28 protein-coding genes and 1 pseudogene are annotated in these 24719 nt (G+C 73.8%); 7 read left to right on the top strand and 22 right to left on the bottom strand.

Translation table 11 applies throughout. The features are described 5' to 3' along the window. Positions 1-4: 4 nt before the first annotated feature. From KRR39_RS04400 to KRR39_RS04390, 3 genes are all read right to left on the bottom strand, one after another. Positions 5-343 carry a P-II family nitrogen regulator gene (locus KRR39_RS04400; RefSeq protein ID WP_216940915.1) on the bottom strand — a complete coding sequence of 113 codons (339 nt, stop codon included), beginning with the start codon at positions 341-343 and terminating at the stop codon, positions 5-7. 127 nt (positions 344-470) lie between these two features. Further along, complete coding sequence (locus tag KRR39_RS04395) at positions 471-809, bottom strand: P-II family nitrogen regulator (RefSeq protein WP_216940914.1); 339 nt, start codon at positions 807-809, stop codon at positions 471-473. Further along, a complete protein-coding gene (locus KRR39_RS04390; RefSeq protein WP_216940913.1) occupies positions 806-2146 on the bottom strand; it encodes an ammonium transporter in 1341 nt (446 codons plus the stop codon). Before KRR39_RS04390 ends, KRR39_RS04395 begins: the two co-directional genes overlap by 4 nt. A gap of 247 nt (positions 2147-2393) precedes the next feature. On the opposite strand from KRR39_RS04390, the gene KRR39_RS04385 reads away from it, so the two are divergent. Continuing rightward, a complete protein-coding gene (locus tag KRR39_RS04385) occupies positions 2394-2996 on the top strand; it encodes a TetR/AcrR family transcriptional regulator (RefSeq protein ID WP_216940912.1) in 603 nt (200 codons plus the stop codon). 9 nt (positions 2997-3005) lie between these two features. On the opposite strand, the gene ftsY is transcribed toward KRR39_RS04385, so the two are convergent. The 6 genes and pseudogenes from ftsY to KRR39_RS04360 form a co-directional block, all read right to left on the bottom strand. After that, the gene (gene ftsY / locus KRR39_RS04380) at positions 3006-4190 is read right to left on the bottom strand and encodes a signal recognition particle-docking protein FtsY (protein WP_216940911.1); all 1185 of its coding nucleotides are present in this window, start codon (positions 4188-4190) and stop codon (positions 3006-3008) included. A gap of 51 nt (positions 4191-4241) precedes the next feature. Further along, positions 4242-4454, bottom strand: coding sequence for a hypothetical protein (locus KRR39_RS04375; RefSeq protein ID WP_216940910.1), 213 nt, complete (start codon positions 4452-4454; stop codon positions 4242-4244). A gap of 125 nt (positions 4455-4579) precedes the next feature. Continuing rightward, positions 4580-5035, bottom strand: coding sequence for an acyl-CoA thioesterase (locus KRR39_RS04370; protein ID WP_216940909.1), 456 nt, complete (start codon positions 5033-5035; stop codon positions 4580-4582). Beyond that, entirely contained in the window at positions 5032-5388 is a 357-nt protein-coding gene (locus KRR39_RS26490) for an AAA family ATPase (protein WP_436972070.1), read from the bottom strand. The genes KRR39_RS04370 and KRR39_RS26490 overlap by 4 nt, the downstream gene beginning before the upstream one ends. 88 nt (positions 5389-5476) lie before the next feature. After that, positions 5477-8683: pseudogene (smc, locus tag KRR39_RS04365) on the bottom strand (chromosome segregation protein SMC); the annotation flags it as partial. 34 nt (positions 8684-8717) lie between these two features. Then, positions 8718-9584, bottom strand: coding sequence for a sensor histidine kinase (locus KRR39_RS04360; protein ID WP_216940908.1), 867 nt, complete (start codon positions 9582-9584; stop codon positions 8718-8720). A gap of 6 nt (positions 9585-9590) precedes the next feature. On the opposite strand from KRR39_RS04360, the gene KRR39_RS04355 reads away from it, so the two are divergent. Together KRR39_RS04355 and KRR39_RS04350 are read left to right on the top strand one after the other, a co-directional pair. Next, positions 9591-10067 (top strand): hypothetical protein, encoded by a 477-nt coding sequence (locus tag KRR39_RS04355; RefSeq protein ID WP_216940907.1) that lies wholly within the window; start codon positions 9591-9593, stop codon positions 10065-10067. Positions 10068-10175: 108 nt separating this feature from the next. Further along, the gene (locus tag KRR39_RS04350) at positions 10176-11693 is read left to right on the top strand and encodes a lytic transglycosylase domain-containing protein (protein ID WP_216940906.1); all 1518 of its coding nucleotides are present in this window, start codon (positions 10176-10178) and stop codon (positions 11691-11693) included. Here KRR39_RS04350 and KRR39_RS04345 read toward each other — a convergent pair. Beyond that, positions 11653-12510, bottom strand: coding sequence for a GNAT family N-acetyltransferase (locus KRR39_RS04345; protein WP_216940905.1), 858 nt, complete (start codon positions 12508-12510; stop codon positions 11653-11655). The genes KRR39_RS04350 and KRR39_RS04345 overlap by 41 nt on opposite strands. Before the next feature lie 43 nt (positions 12511-12553). Next, on the bottom strand, positions 12554-12760 hold the full coding sequence (locus KRR39_RS04340) for a hypothetical protein (protein ID WP_216940904.1): 207 nt from the start codon (positions 12758-12760) through the stop codon (positions 12554-12556). Between the two features lie 141 nt (positions 12761-12901). On the opposite strand from KRR39_RS04340, the gene KRR39_RS04335 reads away from it, so the two are divergent. Then, positions 12902-13105, top strand: coding sequence for a hypothetical protein (locus KRR39_RS04335; RefSeq protein WP_216940903.1), 204 nt, complete (start codon positions 12902-12904; stop codon positions 13103-13105). Here the strand turns inward: KRR39_RS04335 and mutM are convergent. The 9 genes from mutM to KRR39_RS04290 form a co-directional block, all read right to left on the bottom strand. After that, positions 13072-13959, bottom strand: a complete 888-nt coding sequence (gene mutM / locus KRR39_RS04330; RefSeq protein WP_216940902.1) for a bifunctional DNA-formamidopyrimidine glycosylase/DNA-(apurinic or apyrimidinic site) lyase — start codon at positions 13957-13959, stop codon at positions 13072-13074. The two genes, KRR39_RS04335 and mutM, sit on opposite strands and share 34 nt — an antisense overlap. Positions 13960-13977: 18 nt before the next feature. Then, positions 13978-14709, bottom strand: a complete 732-nt coding sequence (gene rnc, locus KRR39_RS04325; RefSeq protein WP_436972027.1) for a ribonuclease III — start codon at positions 14707-14709, stop codon at positions 13978-13980. A 35-nt stretch (positions 14710-14744) separates the two neighbouring features. Further along, positions 14745-14930, bottom strand: a complete 186-nt coding sequence (gene rpmF, locus KRR39_RS04320; protein ID WP_216940900.1) for a 50S ribosomal protein L32 — start codon at positions 14928-14930, stop codon at positions 14745-14747. Positions 14931-14988: 58 nt separating this feature from the next. After that, on the bottom strand, positions 14989-15510 hold the full coding sequence (locus KRR39_RS04315) for a YceD family protein (protein ID WP_216940899.1): 522 nt from the start codon (positions 15508-15510) through the stop codon (positions 14989-14991). A gap of 160 nt (positions 15511-15670) precedes the next feature. Continuing rightward, a complete protein-coding gene (locus tag KRR39_RS04310; RefSeq protein ID WP_216940898.1) occupies positions 15671-16174 on the bottom strand; it encodes an ATP synthase subunit B family protein in 504 nt (167 codons plus the stop codon). 145 nt (positions 16175-16319) lie between these two features. Then, entirely contained in the window at positions 16320-16802 is a 483-nt protein-coding gene (gene coaD, locus KRR39_RS04305; protein WP_216940897.1) for a pantetheine-phosphate adenylyltransferase, read from the bottom strand. A gap of 14 nt (positions 16803-16816) precedes the next feature. Then, entirely contained in the window at positions 16817-17380 is a 564-nt protein-coding gene (gene rsmD, locus KRR39_RS04300) for a 16S rRNA (guanine(966)-N(2))-methyltransferase RsmD (protein ID WP_216940896.1), read from the bottom strand. Beyond that, complete coding sequence (recG, locus tag KRR39_RS04295) at positions 17377-19611, bottom strand: ATP-dependent DNA helicase RecG (RefSeq protein ID WP_254185506.1); 2235 nt, start codon at positions 19609-19611, stop codon at positions 17377-17379. The genes rsmD and recG overlap by 4 nt, the downstream gene beginning before the upstream one ends. A gap of 2 nt (positions 19612-19613) precedes the next feature. Next, positions 19614-21284, bottom strand: coding sequence for a DAK2 domain-containing protein (locus tag KRR39_RS04290; RefSeq protein ID WP_216940895.1), 1671 nt, complete (start codon positions 21282-21284; stop codon positions 19614-19616). A 202-nt stretch (positions 21285-21486) separates the two neighbouring features. On the opposite strand from KRR39_RS04290, the gene rpmB reads away from it, so the two are divergent. Then, positions 21487-21672, top strand: coding sequence for a 50S ribosomal protein L28 (gene rpmB, locus KRR39_RS04285; RefSeq protein WP_216940894.1), 186 nt, complete (start codon positions 21487-21489; stop codon positions 21670-21672). A gap of 72 nt (positions 21673-21744) precedes the next feature. Here the strand turns inward: rpmB and KRR39_RS04280 are convergent, their stop codons facing one another. Continuing rightward, on the bottom strand, positions 21745-22689 hold the full coding sequence (locus KRR39_RS04280; protein ID WP_216942369.1) for a thiamine-phosphate kinase: 945 nt from the start codon (positions 22687-22689) through the stop codon (positions 21745-21747). Between the two features lie 111 nt (positions 22690-22800). Here KRR39_RS04280 and KRR39_RS04275 point away from each other — a divergent pair, with 111 nt between their 5' ends. After that, entirely contained in the window at positions 22801-23037 is a 237-nt protein-coding gene (locus tag KRR39_RS04275; RefSeq protein ID WP_254185505.1) for an Lrp/AsnC ligand binding domain-containing protein, read from the top strand. Between the two features lie 11 nt (positions 23038-23048). Continuing rightward, positions 23049-23537 carry a DUF3515 domain-containing protein gene (locus KRR39_RS04270; RefSeq protein WP_216940893.1) on the top strand — a complete coding sequence of 163 codons (489 nt, stop codon included), beginning with the start codon at positions 23049-23051 and terminating at the stop codon, positions 23535-23537. A 7-nt stretch (positions 23538-23544) separates the two neighbouring features. Here the strand turns inward: KRR39_RS04270 and KRR39_RS04265 are convergent, their stop codons facing one another. Then, positions 23545-24684 (bottom strand): D-alanine--D-alanine ligase family protein, encoded by a 1140-nt coding sequence (locus tag KRR39_RS04265; protein WP_216940892.1) that lies wholly within the window; start codon positions 24682-24684, stop codon positions 23545-23547. Positions 24685-24719: the final 35 nt, after the last annotated feature.

The following is a 24719-nucleotide window of genomic DNA, read 5'->3' as shown; positions in this document are numbered from 1 at the left end:
CGGATCAGAGCGCTGCCTCGTCGGCGTCGCCGGTGCGGACGCGCACGACGCTCTCGACGGGCTGGACCCAGACCTTGCCGTCCCCGATCTTGCCGGTCCGGGCGGTGGTCACGATCGCCTGCACGACCGCGTCGGCCTCCGGGTCGTCCACGACGATCTCGATGCGGATCTTGGGCACCAGCGAGATGTCGTACTCCGCGCCGCGGTAGACCTCGGTGTGGCCCTTCTGCCGGCCGTAGCCGCTGACCTCGCTGACGGTCATGCCGGTGATGCCGACCATCTCCAGGGCGGAGCGGACGTCCTCCCACTTGTGCGGTTTCACGACCGCGGTGACCAGCTTCATCTCTCGCCTCTCTGCACCGGTTGCCCGGCTGTCATTACATCGCAGGGATATGCAACCAGGCGGGAACCGGGGTGACCTGTCGGCCGCCGCGGTCCCCGCCTGGCTCAGACGTGCTCCGGAGCAGGTGTCAGAGCGCCGCCTCGTCCCGGTCCCCCGTGCGGACCCGCACCACCGCGTCGACCGGCTGGACCCAGACCTTGCCGTCGCCGATCCGGCCGGTCTGAGCGGTCTTGACGATGATCCCGACCACGTCGTCGGCGTCCGCGGACTCCACGACGATCTCGATCCGGATCTTGGGCACCAGCGCGATGTCGTACTCCGCGCCGCGGTAGACCTCGGTGTGCCCCTTCTGCCGGCCGTAGCCGCTGACCTCGCTGACCGTCATGCCGGTCACTCCGAAGGTCTCCAGGGCCTCGCGGACCTCTTCCCACTTGTGCGGCTTGATCACCGCGGTCACGAGCTTCATGCGTTCACGCCCCTGGCCTCGGCGTCAGCCTGCGTGCTGGGAGTGACGTGACCACCCGTGAGGCTGCGGCCACCGCCGCCCGAGGTGGCGAAGTCGTACGCCGACTCGGCGTGCTCGACCCCGTCGATGCCCTCGACCTCGCTCTCCTCGTCCAGACGGAAGCCGATGGTCTTCTGGATCAGCAGGCCCAGCACGTAGGTGACCACGAAGGAGAAGATCAGCACCGAGAACGCGCCCACGGCCTGCTTCCCGAGCTGGCCGAGGCCACCACCGAAGAGCAGCCCGTCCACGCCGGCCGGCGCGCTGGCCGTGGCCAGCAGCCCCACCGCGAGGGTGCCCCAGAGCCCGCCGACCAGGTGCACGCCGACCACGTCGAGCGAGTCGTCGAAGCCGAAGCGGAACTTCAGGCCGACGGCCAGGGCGCACAGGATGCCGGCGAGGAAGCCGAGGATCAGCGCGCCGACCGGGTTGACCGACGAGCACGAGGGCGTGATGGCGACCAGTCCGGCCACCACGCCGGAGGCGGCACCCAGCGAGGTCGCGTGACCGTCGCGGAGCTTCTCGATCAGCAGCCAGCCGAGGGCGGCCGCCGCGGTGGCGCCCATCGTGTTGATCCAGGCCACCGAGGCGAGCGTGTTGGCGCCCAGCGCGGAGCCGGCGTTGAAGCCGAACCAGCCGAACCAGAGCAGTCCGGCGCCGATCATCACCAGCGGCAGGTTGTGCGGCCGCATGGGGTCCCGCTTCCAGCCGACGCGCTTGCCGAGCACCAGGGCCAGCGCGAGGCCCGCCGCACCGGCGTTGATGTGCACCGCCGTGCCGCCGGCGAAGTCGATCGCGCCGAGCTTGTTCGCGACCCAGCCACCCGTGAAGCCGGGGCCGGTGGTGTCGTCGAACGCGAACACCCAGTGGGCGACCGGGAAGTAGACGATCGTGGCCCAGATGCCGGCGAACACCAGCCAGGGGCCGAAGCGGGCGCGATCGGCGATCGCGCCGGAGATGAGGGCCACGGTGATGATGGCGAAGACGGCCTGGAACCCGACGAACGCCAGGCTCGGGATCGTCGCGACGAGCGACTTGTCGCTCATCAGCCCCTCGAGACCGAAGTAGTCGAAGGGGTTTCCGAAGAGACCGCCGACCACGTCGTCCCCGAAGGCGAGGGAGTACCCGTAGAGCACCCACAGCACGCCGATCAGGGCCAGCGCCCCGAAGCTCATCATCATCATGTTCAGGACGCTCTTGGCGCGGACCATGCCGCCGTAGAAGAGCGCGAGTCCGGGCGTCATCAGCAGCACCAACGCCGCGGAGGTCAACACCCAAGCGGTATCGCCAGTATCCATGTCTCTAACCTCTTGAAGGTTTGCGGGGAGCAGGTGGTCAGGGGCCTCGACCTCGCTGTCGGACCGGCACCACCCCGGTGCCCCAGACTCTGGTGGGCGCAGGTTTCAACCCGCGGCGACGCATGTTGCGGTGAGGTGACGGTTGCCGGTCGGGTGTTACGAGCACATGACGCAGACCGGGGGCAAGCCGTAAATATCCATACGCGATCCTTTGTCGGGTATCGAAAAAGCGACTATCCTCCCCGGCATGACCACCACAGCTTCCACCCAGGTACGGCGCGGACGCGGGCGCCCGCGGGACCCCGGCACCGACGACCGGATCACCCGCGCCGCCGCCGAGCTGCTGCTCCAGCGCGGCTTCGACCGGACCACCGTCGACGACGTCGCGGCGCGGGCCGGCGTCGGCAAGGCCACGGTCTACCGGCGCTGGCCCTCCAAGGAGGACCTCGCGGTCGCCGCGATGGAGACGCTCTACTCCGCGGAGATGCCCGAGCCGGACACCGGCTCGATCCGCACCGACCTGGCCGCGAGCTACCGCTCTGTGCTCACCTTCGTGAACACCCCCGAGGGCGCGGCCTTCCTGCGCACCTCGATCGCCGAGTCGGTCCGCGACGGGCGGATCGCGGCGCTCTACCGCTCCTCGACCGAGCGTCGCGAGCTGGAGTCCCGGGCGACGTTCGAGCGGGCGATCGCCCGCGGCGAGGTGCGTCCCGACATCGACGTGGACAGCGCGGTCCAGTGGCTGGGAGGCCTCCTGGCGATCCGCGCGATCACCCACCGGCCGATGCCGACGGTCGACGAGGCCGACCTCCTGGTCGAGTTCACGCTGCGCGGCATCGAGATCCGCTGAGCGGCACGCTCAGGAGGCGGTGACGCCCATCAGGGCGTCCACGAAGGCCGCCGGGTCGAACGGGGCGAGGTCGTCGGCGCCCTCACCGAGACCCACCAGCTTCACCGGGACGCCGAGCTCACGCTGCACGGCCACCACGATGCCGCCCTTGGCTGAGCCGTCGAGCTTGGTGAGCACGATGCCGGTCACGTCGACCGCCTCGCGGAAGACCCGGGCCTGCTGCAGGCCGTTCTGGCCGGTGGTGGCGTCGAGCACCAGCAGCACCTCGGTGACGGTGGCCTGCTTCTCGATGACCCGCTTGACCTTGCCGAGCTCGTCCATCAGACCGGCCTTGTTCTGCAGCCGGCCGGCGGTGTCCACCAGGACCACGTCGGCCTCCTGCTCGATGCCGGTGCGGACCGCCTCGAACGCCACGCTGGCGGGGTCGCTGCCCTCGGGACCGCGGACGGCGGGCACGCCGACCCGCTCGCCCCAGGTCGCGAGCTGCTCGGCGGCGGCGGCGCGGAACGTGTCGGCCGCGCCGAGCACCACCTGCTTGTCCTCGGCGACCAGGACCCGGGCCAGCTTGCCGACCGTGGTCGTCTTGCCGGTGCCGTTGACGCCGACCACCAGCACCACGGCGGGCTTGCCGTCCTTGCGGTCCACGGCCAGCGACCGGTCCAGGCTCGGGTCGACCAGGGTGACCAGCTCCTCGCGCAGGATGTCCTGCACGGAGGCCGACGACACGCCCTCGACCTTGACCCGGGTGCGCAACCGGGCGACGAGCTCCTGGGTGGGGGCGACCCCCACGTCGGCGGTGATCAGCAGGTCCTCGATCTCCTCCCACGTGTCCTCGTCGATGACGTCGCGGGAGAGCAGGGCCAGCAGGCCCCGGCCGAGCGGGCTCTGCGAGCGGGCGAGCCGCTGACGCAGCCGGACCAGACGGCCGGCCGTCGACTCCGGGGTCTCCAGGACGGGAGCCGGCTCGAGGGTGTCGACCGGTCCGGTCGGCAGGTCGGCGTCCTCGACGGTCCGCGTCGGGGTGTCCCGCGGGGTCTCGGCGTCGTCGCCGACCCGCGGCTCGGCGGTCGTGGTGCCGGGCGCCGGCGGGGTCGACGTACGGCCCCGGCGCCGGACGGTGGAGGTCACCAGGCCGACGAGCCCGCCGACGAGCAGGACGGCGATGCCGATGATCAGGTAGATGTAGTCAGCCACGCGGATATCCCATCACACGGCCCGGCTCGACCGGGCATCGAGCGAGCGCGGTCAGTGGTGCTGCTTCTCCCGCGGCCGGGTGTCGTACTTCTGCTCGTCGGACTGGTTGTCCAGCGTCGGCAGCAGGTTGACGCCCTTGCGCATCGCCTCGCCGACCCAGGGGGCGTTCGGGACGTCCTCGCCCCGGTGCGGGTAGGCGACGTACAGCACCACCAGCACGGCGAGCAGGATGATGCCGAGCATCGCGACGAGGATCCAGGTCAAGGCGGAACAGCTCCCGAAATTGCGTGTGCGGGTGCCCGGTCAGGCACTCACCCATCGTCCCACGCGCCCGCAAGGCCGCGGACGTGTCGTTGCCCACGTGCCCGGGACGACCGTCCGCAAACCTGTCAGGCGGTCGTGGCCAGCGCGGTCACGACCGCGCGGATCTCGTCGGGCAGGGGGCGGACCGGCCGGTCGCCGGGGCCGTTCGCGTTGTCGACGTACACGTGCACGAACCGGCCCTCGGCCGCTGCCTCGTCGGACCCTCCCTGGAACAGCCCGATCCGGTAGATCACCGACGAGGTGCCGACCCGCTCGACGGCCAGGCCCATGTCGACGGGCTCCGGGAAGCCGATCTCCCGGAAGTAGCGGCACGAGGTCTCCGCCACCACGCCGATCGAGGGCAGCGTCCGGACGTTGATCCCGGTGGCCTCGAACAGGTGGGCGTTCACGGCGGTGTCGAACAGCTCGTAGTACGTCGCGTTGTTCATGTGCCCGTAGGCGTCGTCGTCGGCCCAGCGGGTGGTGGCCCGGCGCCAGACCACGTAGTCGCCCCGGCACGGGCGGGGTGCGCGCTCGCTCATGCGGGCTCGGCCTCGCGGAGCCGCTGGCTGATCACCGCGGAGACGCCGTCGCCGCGCATCGTGACGCCGTAGAGCGCGTCGCCGACCTCCATGGTCCGCTTCTGGTGGGTGATCACCAGCAGCTGGCTGGTCTCGCGCAGCTCCTCGTAGATCTGCAGCAGGCGCCCCAGGTTGGTGTCGTCCAGCGCCGCCTCCACCTCGTCGAGGATGTAGAACGGCGAGGGCCGGGCCTTGAACAGCGAGACCAGGAACGCGACCGCGACCAGGGACCGCTCGCCGCCGGACAGCAGCGAGAGCCGCTTGACCTTCTTGCCGGGCGGGCGGGCCTCGACCTCGATGCCGGTGGTGAGCATGTTGGAGGGGTCGGTCAGCACCAGGCGGCCCTCTCCCCCCGGGGAACAGCCGCTTGAAGACGCCGTCGAAGGCGGCGTTGACGTCGTTCCAGGCCTCGGTGAAGACCTGCTCGACGCGCTCGTCGACCTCGCGGACGATGTCGAGCAGGTCGCGGCGGGTCTTGCGCAGGTCCTCGAGCTGCTCGCCGAGGAACTGGTGGCGCTCCTCCAGCGCGGTGAACTCCTCGAGCGCGAGCGGGTTGACCTTGCCCAGCGTCGACAGGGCGCGCTCGGCGGAGCGCAGCCGCTTCTGCTGCTCCTCGCGGACGTAGGGCACCGGCTCCGGGGGTACGGCGTCCTCGTCGGCCTCCTGGGCCGCGACCTGCTCGGGGGTCTGCACGGGCGGGACGAGGTTCTGCGGGCCGTACTCGGCCACCAGAGAGTCGACGTCGACGCCGAGCTCCTCCAGCGTGCGCTCCTCGAGCTGCTCGATGCGCATCCGCTGCTGGGTGCGGGCCACCTCGTCGCGGTGCACGGTGTTGACCAGCTCGTCGTGCTCCTTGCCGAGGTCGCGCAGCCGGGTGCGGACCGCCATCAGGTCCTCCTCGCGGCCGCGGCGGGCCCGCTCGACGGCGGACCGGTCCTCGGCGGCGGCCGCCACGGACACCTCGAGCCGCTGCAGCGCGACGCTCACGCCCCGGGCGACCGCCTCGGCGACCCGGCCCTCGCGGACCAGCCGCTCGCGGCGGGCGGCGGCACGGGCCCGCGCCTCGCGCTCGGTGCGGGCGGCCTTGAGCAGCGAGTCGGCGCGGCCGCTGAGCGCGCGGGCCCGCTCCTCGGCGGTCCGCAGGGCCAGCCGGGCGTCCATCTCGGCCTGGCGGCTGCCGCGGGCCTGCTCGGCGAGCTGCTCGCGCAGGCCGGTGTCGGGCTCCTCGTCGGTGGCGTCCTCGGCGGAGGCCAGGCGCTGCTCGAGCTCGGCGAGCCCGGCGAGGTCCTTGTCGCGTGACTCCTGGGCGCGGGCGATGGCAGCGGAGACCCGCTCGGCCTCGCCCTTCGCGGCGCGGGCCAGCGAGCCGAACTGGCCGAGCTCCTCGGCCACCGCGGCCAGCGTCGCGTCGGACTCGTGCAGCTTGGCCAACGCGACGTCGACGCGGTGCTGGGCCTGGACCCGCTCCTCCTCGAGCCGCGCGAGGTCGAAGCCGAGCCGCTCGCACGCGTGGGTGGCCTCGTCGAGCTGGTGGGTGGCCTCGTCGACCGCGGCCTGCACCTCGATCAGGCTCGGCTGCGAGGACGAGCCACCCGACGCGAAGTGCGCGCCGAGCAGGTCGCCGTCGCGGGTCACGGCGGTGACGTCGGGCAGGTCGGCGACCAGCCGGCGGGCGGCGTCGAGGTCGTCGACGACGGCGACCTTGAACAGCAGGCGGGACAGGGCGGGGCGGAGCACCTCGGGGCACTCGACCACGTCGACGGCGTAGCTCACGTCCCCGGACAGGCCGGGCCAGGAGGCCTCGTCGACGGTGCCGTGGCCCAGGACGATCCCGGCACGGCCGAGGTCCTCGGCCTTCAGGTGCTCGATGGCGTGCACGGCGGCGTCCGCGTGCTCGACGGCGACCGCGTCGGCCGCGCTGCCCAGCGCACCGGCGACCGCGGCCTCGTAGCCGGGGAGCACGGTGAGCAGCGCCGCGACCGAGCCGAGCAGGCCGGACACCGAGTCGCTGGCGGCCAGCAGCGCGCCGGCGCCGTCCTTGCGGTTCAGCCCGAGCTCGAGCGCCTCCTTGCGCGCGGCTAGGCCGGTGCGCCCCCGCTCGGCGGCCTGCGCCTCGTCGCGGGTCTTGGCGAGCCGTTCCTCGATGTCGCCGAGCGCGGAGGACGCGCCCTCGTGCTCGGCGTCCAGGCCCTCCTCGCCGGCGTCCAGGCCGGCGATCCGGGACTCCAGGGAGGTGAAGTCGCGCTGCGCCCGCTCGGCGCGGGCGACCGCCTCCTCGCGGGTGGCGGCGAGCCGGCCGACCTCCTCGTCGGCGGCCGAGGCCCGGCTCTTCAGGGCGTTGACCTGCCCGTGCAGGCGGGCCAGGCCCTCGCGGCGGTCCGCGGCGGCGCGCAGCAGCCCGGCGACCCGGCGGTCCTCCTCGGCGTGCGCCTGCTCGGCCTGCTGGCGGGAGGCGAGGGCGGTCTCGAGCGCCGTACGGTTGCGGTCGACCTCGGCGACGATCTCGCGCTCCTGGGCGCGGACCCGCTCGGACTCGGCCTCCAGCTGCTCCGGGTCGCGCCCGGTCTGGGACGACGGCTCGGAGCTGTCGCGGGCGTTGCGGACGCGCTCGGCCGCGAGGCCCGCGGTGCCCTTGAGCCGCTCCCGCAGCCCGGACAGCGCGAACCAGGTCTCCTGGGCGGCCGCCAGCGCGGGCAGGTCCTCGCGGAGCGCGGCCTCCAGGTCGGCCTCCGCCTCGCGGGCCCGCGCGACAGCGGCCTCGACCTCGGCGCGCCGCTCCAGGAGCACCGTCTCGTCGGCGAGCTCCTGCTCCAGCGCCGTCCGGGCGGCGACCAGGTCGTCGGCGAGCAGCCGGGCCCGCGCGTCCCGGGCGTCGGCCTGCACGACGGCGGCCCGGCGGGCCACCTCGGCCTGGCGGCCCAGCGGCTTGAGCTGGCGGCGGATCTCGCTGAGCAGGTCCTGCAGGCGGGTCAGGTTGCCCTCGGTGCTGTCGAGCTTGCGGAGCGCCTTCTCCTTGCGCTTGCGGTGCTTGAGCACCCCGGCGGCCTCCTCGATGAAGCCGCGGCGGTCCTCGGGGGTGGCGTGCAGGATCGAGTCGAGCTGGCCCTGCCCGACGATCACGTGCATCTCGCGGCCGATGCCGGAGTCCGAGAGCAGCTCCTGGACGTCGAGCAGCCGGCAGGACGAGCCGTTGATGGCGTACTCCGAGCCGCCGTTGCGGAACATCGTGCGGCTGATCGTGACCTCGGCGTACTCGATCGGCAGGGCACCGTCGCTGTTGTCGATGGTCAGGGCGACCTCGGCGCGGCCCAGGGGCGGGCGGCCGGAGGTGCCGGCGAAGATGACGTCCTCCATCTTGCCGCCGCGCAGCGTCTTGGCGCCCTGCTCACCCATCACCCAGGCGAGCGCGTCCACGACGTTGGACTTGCCGGAGCCGTTGGGGCCGACGATGCAGGTGATCCCCGGCTCGAGCTGGAGGGTCGTCGCGGACGCGAACGACTTGAACCCGCGAAGCGTCAGGCTCTTCAAGTACACGGTGGGGGCTCCCTCGGAGTCCGTCGCGGCGGTGTGCCGCACGCTCGTTCGTTCGGACGGTGCTGAACGACGCATTCTCTCAGGACGCGGCCGTGGGGAAGACCAGCGGTCACGACCCTACTGTCCGGCGCAGCCCGATGCGCGGACCCGCGCCCGCGAGCGGCCGGCCGGCGACCAGCGGGACGGGCTCGGGTCCCGCCGGGACCCGGACCGCGCCGGCGGCCTCCGCGGCCGGCTCGTGCTCCGCGTCGAGCACCACCAGCAGCAGCGCACCGCCCTCGGCCGAGCGGCCCGCCACGACCCGGCCGCCGCGCGACTTCGCGACCTCGTGGACCAGCCCCAGCCCCAGCCCGGTCTGCGAGCGCGCGTCGGCCACGCTGGCCTCCGGCTCCCCCGGCGCGGCCTCGCCGCGGTTGATCCAGCCGGCGATGCGGGGGTGCAGCCCCGGTCCGGAGTCCGCGACGCCGACCAGCACCTCGTCGCCCGTGCGGATCCCGACGACCCGGATCCGGTCACCGGGCTCGGTGTAGCGCACCGCGTTCTCGATCAGCGTGTCCAGGCAGGCCCGCAGCCGCTCCTCCGAGCAGCGCAGCAGCCCCGCGGACGCCTGGACCGTCCAGCTCCGGTCGGTGACCGTGGACCACCGGTTGGTGGTCTGGCGCAGCAGCGAGTCCAGGTCGTGCACCGCGGTGTCGGTCTGGTCCTGCAGGTGCATCATCCGCAGCAGCCGCTCGCTCCCCCGGGTCAGCCGGCCCAGCTCGTCGCGGACCACCTCCAGGTCCTCCCGGCGGCCGGGGTCGGACTCCCCGACCAGCAGGTGGTCGGTGAACCCGATCGCGATCGTCAGCGGGGTGCGCATCTCGTGCGAGGTGATCCGGCTGAGCCGCTCGCGCATCTGCGTGCGCACCCGCTCGCGGTCCACCACCGCGGCCAGCGCGTCCATCGCGCTCTGCCGGTGCCGGACGTGCCAGACCATCAGTCGGTGAGCCTGCGACCCAACCGTCCCGGCCGCAACGTGGCCGTCGTCGACGTGTTCGACAGCCGCCGGCCCGCGCCCGCGCCGATCCTCGGCGTCGACGTCGGCACCGGTACGTCGACCCCGGTCCCGGCCACCGCGCTCGAGGACGGCCACTGGACCTCCCCGGCGCTCGACGCGGCCACCGGCAGCACGACGATCACCGTCGTGGTGCACCGCGCCGGAGTCCCGGACGTCACCTCGCGGACCCCGTGGACCGTGGGCGAGACCCCCGGCAGGACGCACGCGGCGCTGGTGTCCACGGCCCCGGCCCGGGCCGGGCTGCGGCTGCTCGCCGGTCTCCTGGGCGCGGCGGCGGTCGCCCTCTGGGGGACCGTGCTGCTCGGCCCGCGCCGCCGGGCGCGACGCACCGCGGACGCGGTCGTGGGCCTGGCGCCCCGCACCGCCGACCCCGTTCCCACGCGTGCCGGGGACATCCGGTGACCCCCCAACGAGGGGGGGCACCGGCGGGAGCACGCACGGCCCGGCCGTGCGCGGCGGGTGGTCCCTGCGGGTCTGGCCATCCCCGGCAGCAGGGTGTGGACTGGGGCGATGGGGGCACTTCTGGACGGTCAACGACGCAGGCTGGGGACCTCTGCGGCCCTGGCCCTGATGCTGGTGCTCGCGCTGGCGGGATCCACGTCCCCGGCGTCCCGGTCGGCCGTGGCCGGAGCGCGGACCACCGCTCTCGCGGCGCCGGCGTCCCCGGCGCCCCTCGACCAGGAGGCGGCGTCGGTCACGGTGCCCGACGCGCGGCGCTACCCCGAACCGGCCGCCACGGCCGCGCTCGCACCGGCCGTGCACGTCACCACCACCGGGAGTCCCGTGGGCAGGCCGATCCACGCGGACATCGCCGTGGTCCTGCTCAAGGCCTACCGCTCCGCCGTCGCCGGCTCGCCGCCCGGCTGCCACCTCCCGGTGAGCCTGCTCGCGGCGATCGGCCAGGTCGAGTCCGGGTCGCTCGTCGGCCGGCCTCTCGACGCCGAGCACCGCACGTCCGTGGTGGGGCCGGTGCTGGACGGTCGCCGGCACGCCTCGATCCCGGACACCGACGGTGGCCGGCTGGACGGGGACACCACCTGGGACCGGGCCGTGGGGCCGATGCAGTTCCTGCCCAACACCTGGCGCACCTTCGGGGTCGACGGCGACGGGAACGGCGTCGCCGACCCCCAGGACGTCGAGGACGCGGCAGCGAGCACCGCGGCGTACCTCTGCTACGGCGGGCGGGACCTCACCCAGCAGGCCTCTCTGAGGACCGCGCTGCTGTCCTACAACCACTCGGTGGCCTACCTCCGGCTGGTGCTGACCTACCAGCAGCGCTTCACCCCGCTGGACACCGCCGTCGTCGACCTGCCGACCGCGCTCGCGCTCACCGCGACGCCGGTCGCCGCCCCGTCCGCCACCCGGGCCCCGGGTGCGCACCCGACGCGGAAGCCGGTCCGGCACCCGCACCGCACGCACGCCGCCGCGGCGCCGACGGCAGCCCCGACGAAGGCCCCCTCGAAGGCGCCGTCGAAGGGCCCGTCGAAGGCGCCGACGTTGGCCCCGTCGAAGGCGCCGACCCACGCCCCGGCCGCCGCGACCACCACGGCGGCGGCCCCGGCCCCGACGGCGACCCTGCCGCCGACGCCGCCGGCCCCGCAGCCCGCCCCCGCCACCCCTGCGGACCCGAGCCACCCGGCCACCGACCCGCCGTCCTCCGCCCCGCCGACCACCACGCCGCAGACCACCACGCCCGGTCAGACGCCCGCCGAGACGCCGCCCGGGACGCCAGCCGAGACCCCGAGCCCGACGGACGGCCCGAGCTGCCCCACCGCCCCGCTCCCGGTGGACCCCTCCCCGGCCGCGACGCCCACCCCGGACGCCAGCCCGGCCACCCCGCCGACCCCGGGTACCGAGCCCTCGGCCCCGGCCGACCCTGCCGACCCTGCCGACCCGACCTGCGCACCGTGCCCCGAGGACGTCGACCCGACCCCCGAGGCGCCGTGCCAGCCGCCGAGCCCTCCGGCGCTGCCTGCGGACCCGGCCGCTACGGACCCGTCAGCGCCAGCACCATCGTCTGGGCAGTGAGGCCGAACCCCAGCTCCTCGCATAGCGCCCGGGCCGGCGCGTCGCTCCCGGCCAGCGAGACCGCGACGGTGCGCACCCGCATCTCCCGGCAGGTGCGCAGGACCTCGGCCGCCACCGCCCGGCCGTAGCCGCGCCGGCGCAGCCCGTGGTGGACCTCGAGCCGGTCGAGACGCGCGTGCAGCCCGTCCGACCGGTCCCCCAGGGCGAGCCGCACGACGGCGACGGGCTCGCGCCCGTCGTACGCCGTCCAGAGCAGCCGACCCGGGGTCGCGGGGTCGTCGGGGACCAGCCGGACGGCCGGGCCGGGCGGGACCGGACCGGGCCGGCCGGCCAGGCGCAGTTGCAGGGAGAGGTCCGCGACCTGGTAGCCGAGGCTCTCGTAGAGCGCGATCGCCGGTCCGTTGTGCCCGAAGACGTTGAGGCGCATCACGGTGGCGCCCAGCGCGCGGGCGGTCTCGTGCACGGCCAGCAGGGTGGCCCGCCCGAGGCCGCGGCCCCGGGCCGGGGGCAGCAGCTCGATGTCGAACAGGTAGCCCTCCACCTCGCCCGGGCCGGGGCGCACCCGCAGCCACACGCTCCCGACCGTCTCGCCGGTGTCGGTGTCCCGCACCCGCAGGACGTGGTGGTGCACGGTGTCCAGGCCGTCCGGGAGCTGCTCGGCGAGCATCCGCGCGGCGTCGCGCCGGGCGTCGGCCAGGGGCTGCAGGCCGGCCTCGACCTGCTGACGCACGAATCCCTCGGCCGAGTGCACCGACCACCGGTCGAGCTCGGCGGCCGTCATCGGCTCCAGGGACGCACGACGGGGCACGGCAGGCACCGGAGCATCATGCCAGCGCCGTCGTGCCAGGACCGGGATCCGGTCAGACGGGCTGCATGCTGCTCTCGTCGAGAGTCAGCAGGGGGGCGTCGTGGAGCGCCGCCACCAGGGAGTCGTTCTCGGACTGGAGCCGCAGCACGTGCGCCTCGAGGTCCGCCACCCGCTGCCGGAGCCGACGGGTCTCAGCGGTGAGCTGGGCCGCGACGCGCGGGTCGTTGCTGGTCATGTAGCCGACGAGGGCCTTGGCCATAGTCGTGTCCTCCGAAGGATGTGAGAGGTCCGGCACGCCACGGGACGGCTGGATGCAGCCGAGAAGGTGGCTCGTGCGCCTTCAAGAGTCCCACGGGGGCCGACACCGGTCAATCCGGCCCAGGCCCCGTAGCCTGGACGGGTGACGCGCCCCCTCGAGATCGCCGCCTGCCGGCGGCTGTGCAGCTGGGACGCCACCGGGGAGCACCTCGACGGCCAGCCGCTGTTCGCCTGCGGCGGCTGCGGCAGCGAGTGGGCGCCGACCGAGCAGTGGACCCCGGTCGACTGGACCGGTGAGGTCCCGGAGCCGGTTCAGGCCGCCCGGCGCGGTCGCGGCCGGGGCTGACAGACCGGGCAGAAGTAGGACGACCGGTTCATGAACGACACCCGCACGATCGCGGTGCCGCACCGGTCGCAGGCCCGGCCCTCCTGGCCGTAGGCGTGCAGCGAGCGGTCGAAGTAGCCGCTCTCCCCGTTGACGTTGACGTAGAGCGCGTCGAAGGAGGTGCCGCCCTCGTCCAGCGCGGCGGCCAGCACCGCCCGCACCTCGGCGAGCACGCGCAGCACGTCGGCGCGGCGCAGCTTGGTGCCGAGCCGCTCGCCGTGCAGCTGCGCGCGCCACAGCGCCTCGTCGGCGTAGATGTTGCCGACGCCGGACACCACGGTCTGGTCGAGGAGGATCCGCTTGATCCCCGACGCCCGGCGCCGTACGGCGGCCACGAAGGCGTCCTCGTCGAAGAGCGGGTCCATCGGGTCGCGGGCGATGTGCGCGATCTCCGGGGGCAGGTCGGCGCCGCCGGGCGAGATCGAGAGGCCGCCGAACATCCGCTGGTCCACGAACCGCAGCTCGCCCACGCTGCCGTCGGGGCGGTCGGGGCCGTCGGGGACCGGGCGGAGGACGAAGCGGACCCGGAGGTGGCGCTCGTCGGGTGCGCCGACCGGCTGCACCAGCATCTGGCCGCTCATCCCGAGGTGCGCGAGCACGGCGTCACCGGTGTCCAGCGGCAGCCAGAGGTACTTCCCGCGGCGCGCGGCGCCGAGCACCACCCGGCCGGTGGTGAGCGCCGCGAAGTCCTCGGCGCCGGCGAGGTGCCGGCGCACCGGGCGCGGGTGCAGGACCTGCACCGCGGAGATCGTGCGCCCGACGACGTGGGACTCGAGGCCGCGGCGGACGACCTCGACCTCCGGGAGCTCGGGCATGCCGGCTCGCCCCTCGCCCTAGGAGGCGGTGACGTCGCCGTGCGCGGCGGCGATCGCGAGGTAGGCCGTCTCGGCGGCCTGCTGCTCGGCCTCCTTCTTGGACCGGCCGGTGCCGTGCCCGTAGAGGCTGGAGCCCACCCGCACCTGAGCGGTGAAGGTCTTCTCGTGGTCCGGGCCCGCGTCCTCGATGACGTACTCGGGCACACCCAGGGAGTGCTCGGCGGAGAGCTCCTGGAGGCTGGTCTTCCAGTCCAGGCCGGCGCCGAGCCGGGCGGCGTTCTCCATCAGCGGGTCGAACAGCCGGTGCACGAGCTCGCTGGAGGCCTCGAAGCCGCCGCTGAGGTAGACGGCCCCGATGACGGCCTCGACGGTGTCGGACAGGATCGAGGACTTGTTGCGCCCGCCCGTCGACTCCTCGCCGCGGCCCAGCTTGATGTGCCTGCCGAGGTCGATGGTGCGGGCCACCTCGGCCAGCGCGCGGGCGTTGACGACCGCCGCCCGCAGCTTGGCCAGCCTGCCCTCGGACAGGTCCGGGTGCGCGCGGAACAGCGTGTCGGTGATCACCACGCCGAGCACCGAGTCGCCCAGGAACTCCAGGCGCTCGTTGGTGGGCAGGCCACCGTTCTCGTAGGCGAACGACCGGTGCGTCAGGGCGCGGTCGAGCATCTCGGCCTCCAGGACCGGATGGCCGAGACCCTCACGCAGGTCCTCGTACGACTCGCTCGTCGGGGTGCCCGCCGACTCGCTCACCGTCTCGTCCGCCGTCTCGTCCGCCGAGTCGTTCGTCAGAGGACCTGGCGACGATCGGCGCGGGCGCCGTACTGGCCGCACTGCGGGCACGCGCGGTGCGGCAGGTGCTTGGAACCGCAGGCCGGGTTGGCGCAGACGACCAACGACGGCGCGACGGCCTTCCACTGCGAGCGACGGTGGCGCGTGTTGCTGCGCGACATCTTCCGCTTCGGGACAGCCACGGTGTACTCCTTCTCGTCCGTCCGCCGCTCCGGGGAGCCCGGCGGACAGTGAATGGTCTCAGTCGTTCTCGGGGTCGTGCTCGAGCCCTTGCAGCTTCGCCCACCGGGGGTCGATCGGCTCGTCGTGCGTGTGGTCCGGGTCGTCTGCGAGCCGCGCACCGCACTCGGTGCACAAGCCCGGACAGTCGTCCTGGCACAGCGGCTGGAACGGCAGCGTCAGCACCACCGAGTCCCGCAGCAGTGGTTCGAGGTCGAGCAGGTCGCCCTCCAACCGGCTGACATCCTCGTCCTCCCCGTGGGCGGTGTCGCTCTCCTCGTAGACGAAGAGCTCCTGGAAGTCGGCCACGATCTCGTCGCGGATCTCCTCCAGGCACCGTGCGCACTCACCCACCAGGTCGGCTTGCGCCTCGCCGGTGACGAGCACTCCCTCCATGACCGCCTCGAGCCGGAGCTCGAACACGACCGGCGACCCGTCAGGGACGCGGAGAACTTCGATGCCGAGGTCTGCTGGCGCCGGCGCCGTGAAGCTCTTCCGACGTTGCGACCCCGGGCGGCGGCCGAGCTCGCGGGTGTCGAGCACGAGCGGCGCTCTCGGGTCGAGACGCACAGAGTCACTTCCTGGGTTGGGCACAACAGACCAGGTTCCTCGAACGACGTCCGGGTGGGTGTCCGGACCAGGCGCGAAGAACCGTCGTCAAGAGTACCGAATGGTGGCCTCAGCAGCCAAAACGAGGCGGCGGTCAGTTCTCGAGGTGCTCGGGCAGCTTGATCTTGTCGACCTCGTCGGAGGTCAGCGCGTCGAACGCCGACCGGCCGGCGAGCCGCTCGCGGCCACGCTTGACCGCCTCGGTGGTGCGCTCCAGCGTGATCTCGAAGTTGGCCAGCTTGGCGTCGACGTAGTCGTCGGTCTCCTTGCGGAGCTCGTCGGCCTCCGCACGCGCCTGCTCCACGACGTGGTCCGCCTCCCGCTTGGCGACCCGGTAGACGTCGGTGTCGGAGATGATCTTCTCCCGCTCGTTGCGGGCGTCGCTGACGATCTGCTCGGCCTCGCGGCGGCCCTCGGCCACGACCTCGTCCCGGGCGGCGACGACCCGCTGCGACTCGGTGAACGCCGCCTCGAGCGCGCCGGACACCTCGTCGATCTTCTCGAGGAGCTCCCCGCGGTTGACCACGGCCGAGGCCGACATCGGCATCGACCGAGCCTGCTCCACGACCTGGCGCAGCTCGGTGAGCTTCGCGTGCACGTCCACAAAAGTCCCTTTCTCCAGCACTGCGGGTGCGACCCGGCCACGACGGCCGGACACACCCGAGGCCTCCCTACCCCGGATGAGACGTGCTCACGCCTCCCCCAGACGATACGACGAAGCGGCGCCGGTCACACGCCGAGGGTCAGGAGCGCTCGGCCAGCCGGGCGGTCAGCCGGGTGAGCACGTGCGCCGGGACCAGCGAGGAGACGTCGCCCCCGAACCGGGCGACCTCCTTGACCAGGCTGGAGGCGAGGAAGGAGTACTCCGGGCTGGTCGGCACGAAGACCGTCTCGATCGGGGCGAGGCTGGAGTTCATCTGGGCCATCTGCAGCTCGTAGTCGAAGTCGCTGACCGCGCGCAGGCCCTTCACGATCGCGGCCACCCCGTGCTCCAGGCAGAACGTCGTGAGCAGGCCGTCGAAGGACGCGATCGACACGTTGGCGTAGGGCGCGCACGACTCGGTGAGCATCTCGATGCGCTCCTCGGCGGTGAACAGCCGCTGCTTGGAGGCGTTCACCCCGACGGCGACCACGACCTCGTCGAACAGCGTCGAGGCGCGCGAGATGATGTCGATGTGCCCGTTGGTGACCGGGTCGAACGACCCGGGACATGCGGCTCGGCGCACGGACGCTCCTCTGCTCAGAGTGTGGCGCGACCGTACCAAAGGGTGGTCTCGCCGTACTTCCGCGTCCGGTCGGCCGTGAACCCCTCCGGCCAGGCCAGGTCGGGACCGCGGCTGGAGCGCTCGACGACCACCAGGGCGTCCCGGGACAGCCAGTCGTGGTCGCGCAGCGCCTCCAGGGCGCTCACCACGTCGTCGACGGGCACCGCGTAGGGCGGGTCGAGGAACGCCAGGTCGTACGGCGCCCGCGGGGTGTGGACCAGGGCCCGGGCGACCGTCGAGGTGACGACGTCGATGCCGGTGAAGCCGAGCGCCCGGGCGTTCTCCCGGATCAGGGCGGCCGTGCGGCGGTCGTGCTCGACGAGGGTGACCACGCCGGCCCCGCGGGACCGGGCCTCCAGCCCGACCGCGCCGCTGCCGGCGTACACGTCGAGGAACCGCAGCCCGCTGATCGACCCGACGGCCGCGTCGACCGCCGAGAACAGCGCCTCGCGGACCCGGTCGGAGGTCGGCCGGGTGCTGTCGCCGCTGGGCGTCGCGATCCGGCGGCCGCCGGCGCTGCCGCCGATGATCCGTGTCATGCCTTCTCCAGGAAGTCGGCCTGGTCGGCGTCGTGGAGCCGACGCACCTGCCGGGCGAGGTCGGGGTGGGAGGCCAGCGTCGGGTCGGCGGCGACGACCTGGGCGGCCACCTCGCGGGCCTCGACGATGACGTCCTCGTGCTCGAGGACCGAGAGCAGCCGCAGGCTGGAGCGGCGGCCGGACTGGGAGGCGCCGAGCACGTCGCCCTCGCGGCGCTGCTCGAGGTCGACCCGGGAGAGCTCGAAGCCGTCGGTGGTGCCGGCGACGGCGTCCAGCCGCTCGCGGGCCGCGGACGCGTGCGGGGCGTTGGTGACCAGCAGGCACAGCCCGGGCAGGCCGCCCCGGCCGACCCGGCCGCGCAGCTGGTGGAGCTGGGAGACCCCGAACCGGTCGGCGTCGAAGATCATCATCATCGTGGCGTTCGCGACGTCGACGCCGACCTCGATCACCGTCGTGGACACCAGTACGTCGATCCCGCCGGCGGCGAACCGCTGCATCACCTCGTCCTTGCGGTCCGGCGCGAGCCGGCCGTGCAGCATCTCCACGCGCAGGCCCTGCAGGGGGCCGGCGGCCAGCATCGGTGCGACCTCCTCGACGGCCGCCAGCGGCACCGCCTCCTCGGCGTCCGCCTTGGTCGGCTTGTCGTCGTCCCCGCCGATGCGGGCGCACACGACGTAGACCTGGTGGCCCGTGGCGACCTCCTCCCGGATCCGGGACCAGCCGCGGTCGAGCCACGCCGGCTGCTCGGCGAGCGGGACGACGCTGGTCTGGATCGGCGCGCGGCCGGCGGGCAGCTCGGAGAGCGTGGAGGTCTCGAGGTCGCCGAAGACCGTCATCGCGACGGTGCGCGGGATCGGGGTCGCGGTCATCACCAGGACGTGCGGAGGCGCCCCTCCGCTCTTGGCGGCCAGCGCGGCGCGCTGCTCGACGCCGAAGCGGTGCTGCTCGTCGACGACCACCAGGCCGAGGTCGGCGAACTGCACCTTCTCCTCCAGGAGCGCGTGGGTGCCGATCACGATGCCCGCCTGCCCTGAGGCGGCGTCGAGCATCGCCTCCCGGCGGGCCGCGGCGCCCAGCGAGCCGGTCAGCAGCCCGACCCGGGTGCCGTCGGCGGCGCCGCCGAGCATCCCGCCGGCCGCGAGGTCGCCGAGCATCGCGGTGATCGACCGGTGGTGCTGCTGGGCGAGCACCTCGGTGGGCGCCAGCAGCGCCGCCTGCCCCCCGGAGTCCACGACCCGCAGCATGGCGCGCAGCGCGACGACGGTCTTGCCCGACCCGACCTCGCCCTGCAGCAGCCGGTGCATGGGGTGCCCGGTGGCGAGGTCGTCGAGGACGGCCCGGCTGACCTCCTGCTGTCCGTCGGTGAGCGTGAAGGGCAGCCGCTCGTCGAACCGGTCGAGCAGCCCGCCGGACCGGCCGGTGCGGGGCTCGGCGGCCTGCGCGACCAGCTCGGCGCGGCGCTGGGCGAGCACGGTCTGGGTCACGAACGCCTCGTCGAAGCGCAGCCGCTGGGCGGCCGCCTCCTTCTGCGCCCAGGTCTCGGGACGGTGCAGCCAGCGCAGCGCCTGCCGGGCGGAGACGAAGTCGTGGGCCTCCCGGACGTCCGCGGGCAGCAGCTCGGGGACCTCCTCGACCAGGTCGAGGGCCAGCGCGATCGCGTCCGAGATCTGCCAGCTCTGCACCGCCGCGCTGGCCGGGTAGATCGTGATCAGCTGCGGGATGCTGTCCCAGTGCCGGGCCGCGGCGTCCTCTCCCCCGCTCTCGTCCCCCGCGGTCTCGCCGAACATCTGGTTCTGCGGGTTCGTGAGCTGGAGCTGGCCGCGGAAGGTGCCGACCTTGCCGGAGAACAGCCCGATGGCCCCGGGGGCGATGCTGCTCGCCCGCCACTCGGCGACGTGCTTCTTCTTGTCGAAGTAGGTGACCGACAGCTGGTCCTTCTCGGTGGCCACCACGACCTCCAGCCGGTAGGCCAGGCCGCCGCGGCGCCGGTCGGTGTAGCTGTGCAGCTGCGAGCGGACCACCCGGGCGATGACGGTGACGTGCTCCTCGGGCTGCACCGCCCCGAGGTCCGACAGCGAGCCCTTGTCCACCCACCGGCGCGGGTAGTGCTGGAGCAGGTCGCCGACGGTCTGGTAGCCGAAGGCCTTCTCGATCCTGGCCGCCCCCGCACCGGCCACCGCGGCCAGCTTGGAGTCCCACCGGATCGTCGAGCGCGGCATCGCCTCGGGCACGGCTACTCGACCCCGATCAGGAGCGGGTAGCGCTGCTGGCCGCCTTCGTAGGCCACCACGTCGACGGTCGGCCGGGTCGCGCCGAGGTGCTCGGCGCAGCGCTCGGCCAGGTCGCCGCCGTCCGCCCCGCCGACCAGCGTGACCAGCTCGCCGCCACCGCCGAGCAGCCGCTCGAGGACCTCGGTGGCCACCGTGAACAGGTCGTCGCCGATCACCACGAAGTCGCCCTCGATGGCGCCGAGGACGTCGCCCGGCTCGCACGGGCCGGCGGTGGTCATCGCCTGCCGGGCGGCGACCGTGACGGCGCCGGAACGGGCGTGCCGGGCGGCCGCGGTCATCTCCAGGATGTCCTGCTCGAAGGAGCGGCCCGGCTCGTGCACCGCAAGGGCGGCCAGGCCCTGCACCTGGGCGTTGGTCGCGATCACCGCGACGCGGACGCCGTTCTCCTCGCGCGCCGTGCGGGCGGCCGCCTCCGCAGCGGCGACCGAGTCCCGGTCGTTGGGCAGCACGATCACCTCGGCGGCGCCCGCGGAGGTGATCGCCTCGAGCATCTGGCCGGTCGACGGGCGCCGGCCCGTGCCGCCCGGCACGACGGTGGCGCCGGCCTGCACGAACAGGTCGCCGAGCCCCGCGCCGGCCGCGACCACGACGACGGCCCGCCCGGTGCGCTGCACCGCCCTGGGCGTCGTACGTCGCTCCAGCTGCTCCGCGAAGTGGGTCACCCGGACCCGGTGCGGACGGCCGGCCTCGATGCCCGCCTCGACGGCCGCCCCGACGTCGTCGACGTGCACGTGCACGTTCCACAGGCCGTCGCCGCCGACCACGACGAGCGAGTCGCCGAGCGGGGCCAGCGCCGTGCGCAGCGCCGGGATCGCCGCGTCGGGGGCGTCGAGCAGGAACATCACCTCGTAGGCCGGACCCTCGGGGGTCAGGTCCTCGCCCTGCACCTGGTGCGGCAGCGGGACCGGGATCGACCGGGAGCCGAAGGCCGGCGCCGTCGAGACCGGGCGGCGGCCGGTGACCGCGGTCTCGGCCGCGTCGAGCACCACGCACAGCCCGCGACCGCCGGCGTCCACCACTCCGGCGTCGTGCAGCACCTGGAGCTGGTCGGGCGTCCTGGCCAGCGCCTCGCGGGCCGCGGCGGCGGCGGCCCGGATCACGTGGCCCACCCGGTGCGCCGGGTCCGCGGCCGAGACGGTCGCGGCCTCGGAGGCGGCCCGGGCCACCGACAGGATCGTGCCCTCGACGGGCCGGCCCACGGCGGCGTAGCTGGCCTGGGTGGCCAGCGTCAGGCCCTCGGCGAAGACCTGCGCGGAGCGGTCGCCCGGCCCGGCCTCGCCCAGCCGCTTGCACAGGGCGCCGACCAGCGAGGAGAAGATCACCCCGGAGTTGCCGCGGGCGCCCAGCAGCGCCCCGCGGGCGAAGGCGGCCATCGCGGTGCGCAGGTCGGCGGGCGCCGGCGACGTCGCGGTGGTGCCGGCGACGGCGTCGAGCAGCGCGGCGCGGGCCGCCTCCAGGGTCAGGAACATGTTCGTGCCGGTGTCCCCGTCGGGCACCGGGTAGACGTTCAGCGCGTCGATCTCCTCGCGGGCCGCACCCAGGGCCGTCAGCGCCAGCTCGGAGAACCGCAGCACGGTCGGCAGGTCGAAGGTGGCGACCGCGTCGTCGCGCATCTGCACGCCCCCTCCCGGTGGTGCTCACGGATTCGGAAAGCGTCAGGCTAGTGCACCCCGGCGACGCTCGCGGGCCGGGCCGGAGCGCCCGATTCGCGTCCGGGCAGGGCCTCGGATACTCTGGTGCGGTTGCCCGGAGCACTGAGTACGACGCCCGGGCGCCCCTCGTTCGACACAACCTAGCAATCCCAGGGAGTTCACGGTGGCTGCCGTCTGTGACATCTGCGCCAAGGGCCCGGGCTTCGGTAACAACCGCCCCTGGTCGCGCAAGATTACGAAGCGTCGCTTCGACCCCAACATCCAGCGCGTGCGCGCGACGGTCAATGGCACTCCCAAGCGCCTGAACGTCTGCACGGGCTGCCTCAAGGCCGGCAAGGTCTCCCGCTAGACCTGACCGTCCCGCACGCAGGAGCCGCTCCCTCCGGGGGCGGCTTTTCTGTGTCCCCCGGAGGCCGCCCGCTCAGAAGTGCGTGTGGCCGGCCGGTCCGTCGTACGCAGCGCCGTCGACCGTGACGCCCGAGCCCTCGGTCACCACGCCGATCTCCGACCAGCCCTCGGGCATCAGCGCGCCGCCGGGGAAGGTCGCGACCAGGCAGTGGTCGTCGCCGCCGGTGAGGATGAACCGCAGCGGGTCGGCCCCGAGTGCCGCGCCGACGGCCTGCAGGGGCTCGGCGATCTCGAACGCCGCGGTGCGGACGTCGATCGCCACCCCGCTCGCCGCGGCGACGTGCCCGACGTCGGCCAGCAGCCCGTCGGAGACGTCGATCATCGCGGTCGCACCGAGCGCCGCGGCCTGCGCGCCGGCGCCGTACGGCGGCTCGGGACGCTGGTAGGCCTCGACGAGCTTGCGCGGGGAGCGGAACCCCCGGGTCAGCACCGCCAGTCCCCCGGCGGCCCAGCCCTGGCGTCCGGCGATCGCCAGCACGTCGCCCGGGCGGGCACCCGACCGCCGTACGGGATCGCCGGCGACGGCGCCCAGCGCGGTCACCGAGACCATCACCTGGTCCGCGCTGGTCAGGTCGCCGCCGACCACCGAGGCACCCACCAGGGCGCACTCCGCGACGATGCCGTCGGCAAGCTCCAGGGCCCAGGCCACCGGCAGGTCCGCGGGAGCGGCGAGCCCGATGGTCAGCGCGGTCGCCCGGCCGCCCATCGCGTTGAGGTCGGAGAGGTTCGCGGCCGCCACCCGGTGCCCGATGTCGGTGGCGCTGGCCCAGTCCCGCCGGAAGTGCCGGGTGTCGACGTGCAGGTCGGTGGAGACCACCACGCGGCCGTCGGGGACGGCGACCACGGCGGCGTCGTCGCCGGGGCCGATCAGGACGTGGTCGCCCTGCGGGAACCGCTCGACGAGCGCCCCGATGAGCCCGAACTCTCCGAGGTCGGCCAGGGTCGCGTTCGCAGGGATGCTCATGACCGCTATCCAACCGTAGGTGCCGGTCTGTGTTCCGGGAGGGGCACGCCGCACGATAGGTTGGGCCGACCGGTGAACCAGACCCGACGACAACAGGAGTGCAGCATGGTGGTGCAGGCCTACATCTTGATCCAGACCGACGTCGGCAAGGCCGCCGAGGTGGCCGCCGAGATCGCTGAGGTCAAGGGCGTCACGCTGGCTGAGGACGTGACCGGACCGTACGACGTGATCGTGCGCGCCGAGGCCCGCAACGTCGACGAGCTCGGCAAGCTGGTCGTGGCGAAGGTGCAGAACATCAGCGGCATCACCCGGACGCTCACGTGTCCGGTCGTGCACATCTGATCTCCGCAGCCATGCGACGGCGCCCTGCTCCCCGGAGCACGGGCGCCGTCGCCGTCTCCGCCCTCCTGCTGCTGGCCACCGGGTGCTCGGGTCCGCTGACCCTCGACGCCCCGACGCTGACCGGCGCGGACGCGGCGGCCTGCCGGGCCCTGGTCGAGGCGCTGCCGGACAAGGTGGACGGTGTCGCGCGGGTCGAGGCGGACACCGGCGGCGGGTACGGCGCGGCCTGGGGCGACCCGGCGATCGAGCTGCGCTGCGGGGTGCCGGTGCCGAAGGGCTTCGACGCCGTCTCCGGCTGCCAGACCGCCAACGGCGTGGACTGGTACGTCCCCGAGTCGCAGCAGACCGGCCGGCCGGAGGACATCGTGATGACCAGCGTCGGGCGGACCGTCAACGTCGAGGTGCGGGTCCCGGCGACGTACTGGCCGCCGGTGAACACGATGGTCGACCTCGGCGCCGCGGTGAGGAAGACCCTGCGCTCGGTGCAGCCCTGCGTGTGACCGGCGCCTAGCGCAGGCCGGTGCCGCGGTGCAGTGCGAGCTGCACCAGCCGGTCCACGAGCGCCGGGTAGTCGAGGCCGGTGGCCGCCCACATCCGCGGGAACATCGAGGACGGCGTGAAGCCGGGCATCGTGTTGATCTCGTTGATCACCACCCGCTCGTCGGGCAGCACGAAGAAGTCCACCCGGGCCAGGCCCTCGCACGACAGCACCTCGAACGCCTGGGCGGACAGCTCCCGGATCCGGGCCGCGACGCCCTCGGGGAGGTCCGCGGGCACGTCGAGCCGGGTCTGCTCCTCGGGGAGGTACTTCGCGGCGAAGTCGTAGAACTCGTGGGCGGGGTCGACGCTGATCTCCGCGACCACCGAGGTGTCCGACGGGTTGCTGCCGAAGCCCTGGAGCACGCCGCACTCGACCTCGCGGCCGCCCTCGGCGGAGACCTCGACGAGCACCTTGGGGTCGTGCCGGCGGGCCTCCTCGACGGCGGCGTCGAGCTCGTCGGGGCCGTGCACCTTGCTGATCCCGATGCTCGAGCCGCCGCGGGCCGGCTTCACGAAGACCGGGTAGCCCAGCGAGGCGACCGACTCCGCGCACGCGGCGCGGTCGCTCTCCCAGCCGGCGGGCGTGATCACGGTGTAGGGCAGCACCGGCAGGCCGTGCGAGGCCAGCACCACCTTCATGTAGTGCTTGTCCATCCCCACGGCCGAGGCCAGCACGCCGGAGCCGACGTAGCGGACGCCGGACATCTCCAGCAGGCCCTGCAGGGTGCCGTCCTCGCCCCACGGGCCGTGCAGCAGCGGGAAGACCACGTCGACCTCGCCGAGCGTGCGGGGCACGGCGCCGGGCTCGTGCACCACCAGGTCGCTGGCGTCGTCCTGCCGGGCCAGGGCGACCGTGGAGCGCGAGCCGTCGACCTCGGGCAGCCGGTCCTGCGCGGTGATCGCCAGACGCGCCGGGTCGGCGGACTCCAGGACCCAGCGGCCGTCGCGGGTGATGCCGACCGGCACCACGTCGTAGCGGTCGGCGTCGAGCGCCGCGAGGACGCTGCCGGCGGTCGCGCACGACACCGCGTGCTCGCTCGACCGGCCACCGAACACGACGGCGATCCGGGGCTTGCGGGTCTGCTGTTCCTGCTCGGGCTCGCTCATGGTGCGCCCGACCCTACCGGTCCGGACCGGGCGTC

This window comes from Nocardioides panacis (genome assembly GCF_019039255.1).
GTDB lineage: Bacteria > Actinomycetota > Actinomycetes > Propionibacteriales > Nocardioidaceae > Nocardioides_B > Nocardioides_B panacis.
The sequence above is the reverse complement of the archived record's forward strand: the minus strand, read 5'-3'. Positions and strand labels throughout refer to the sequence as shown.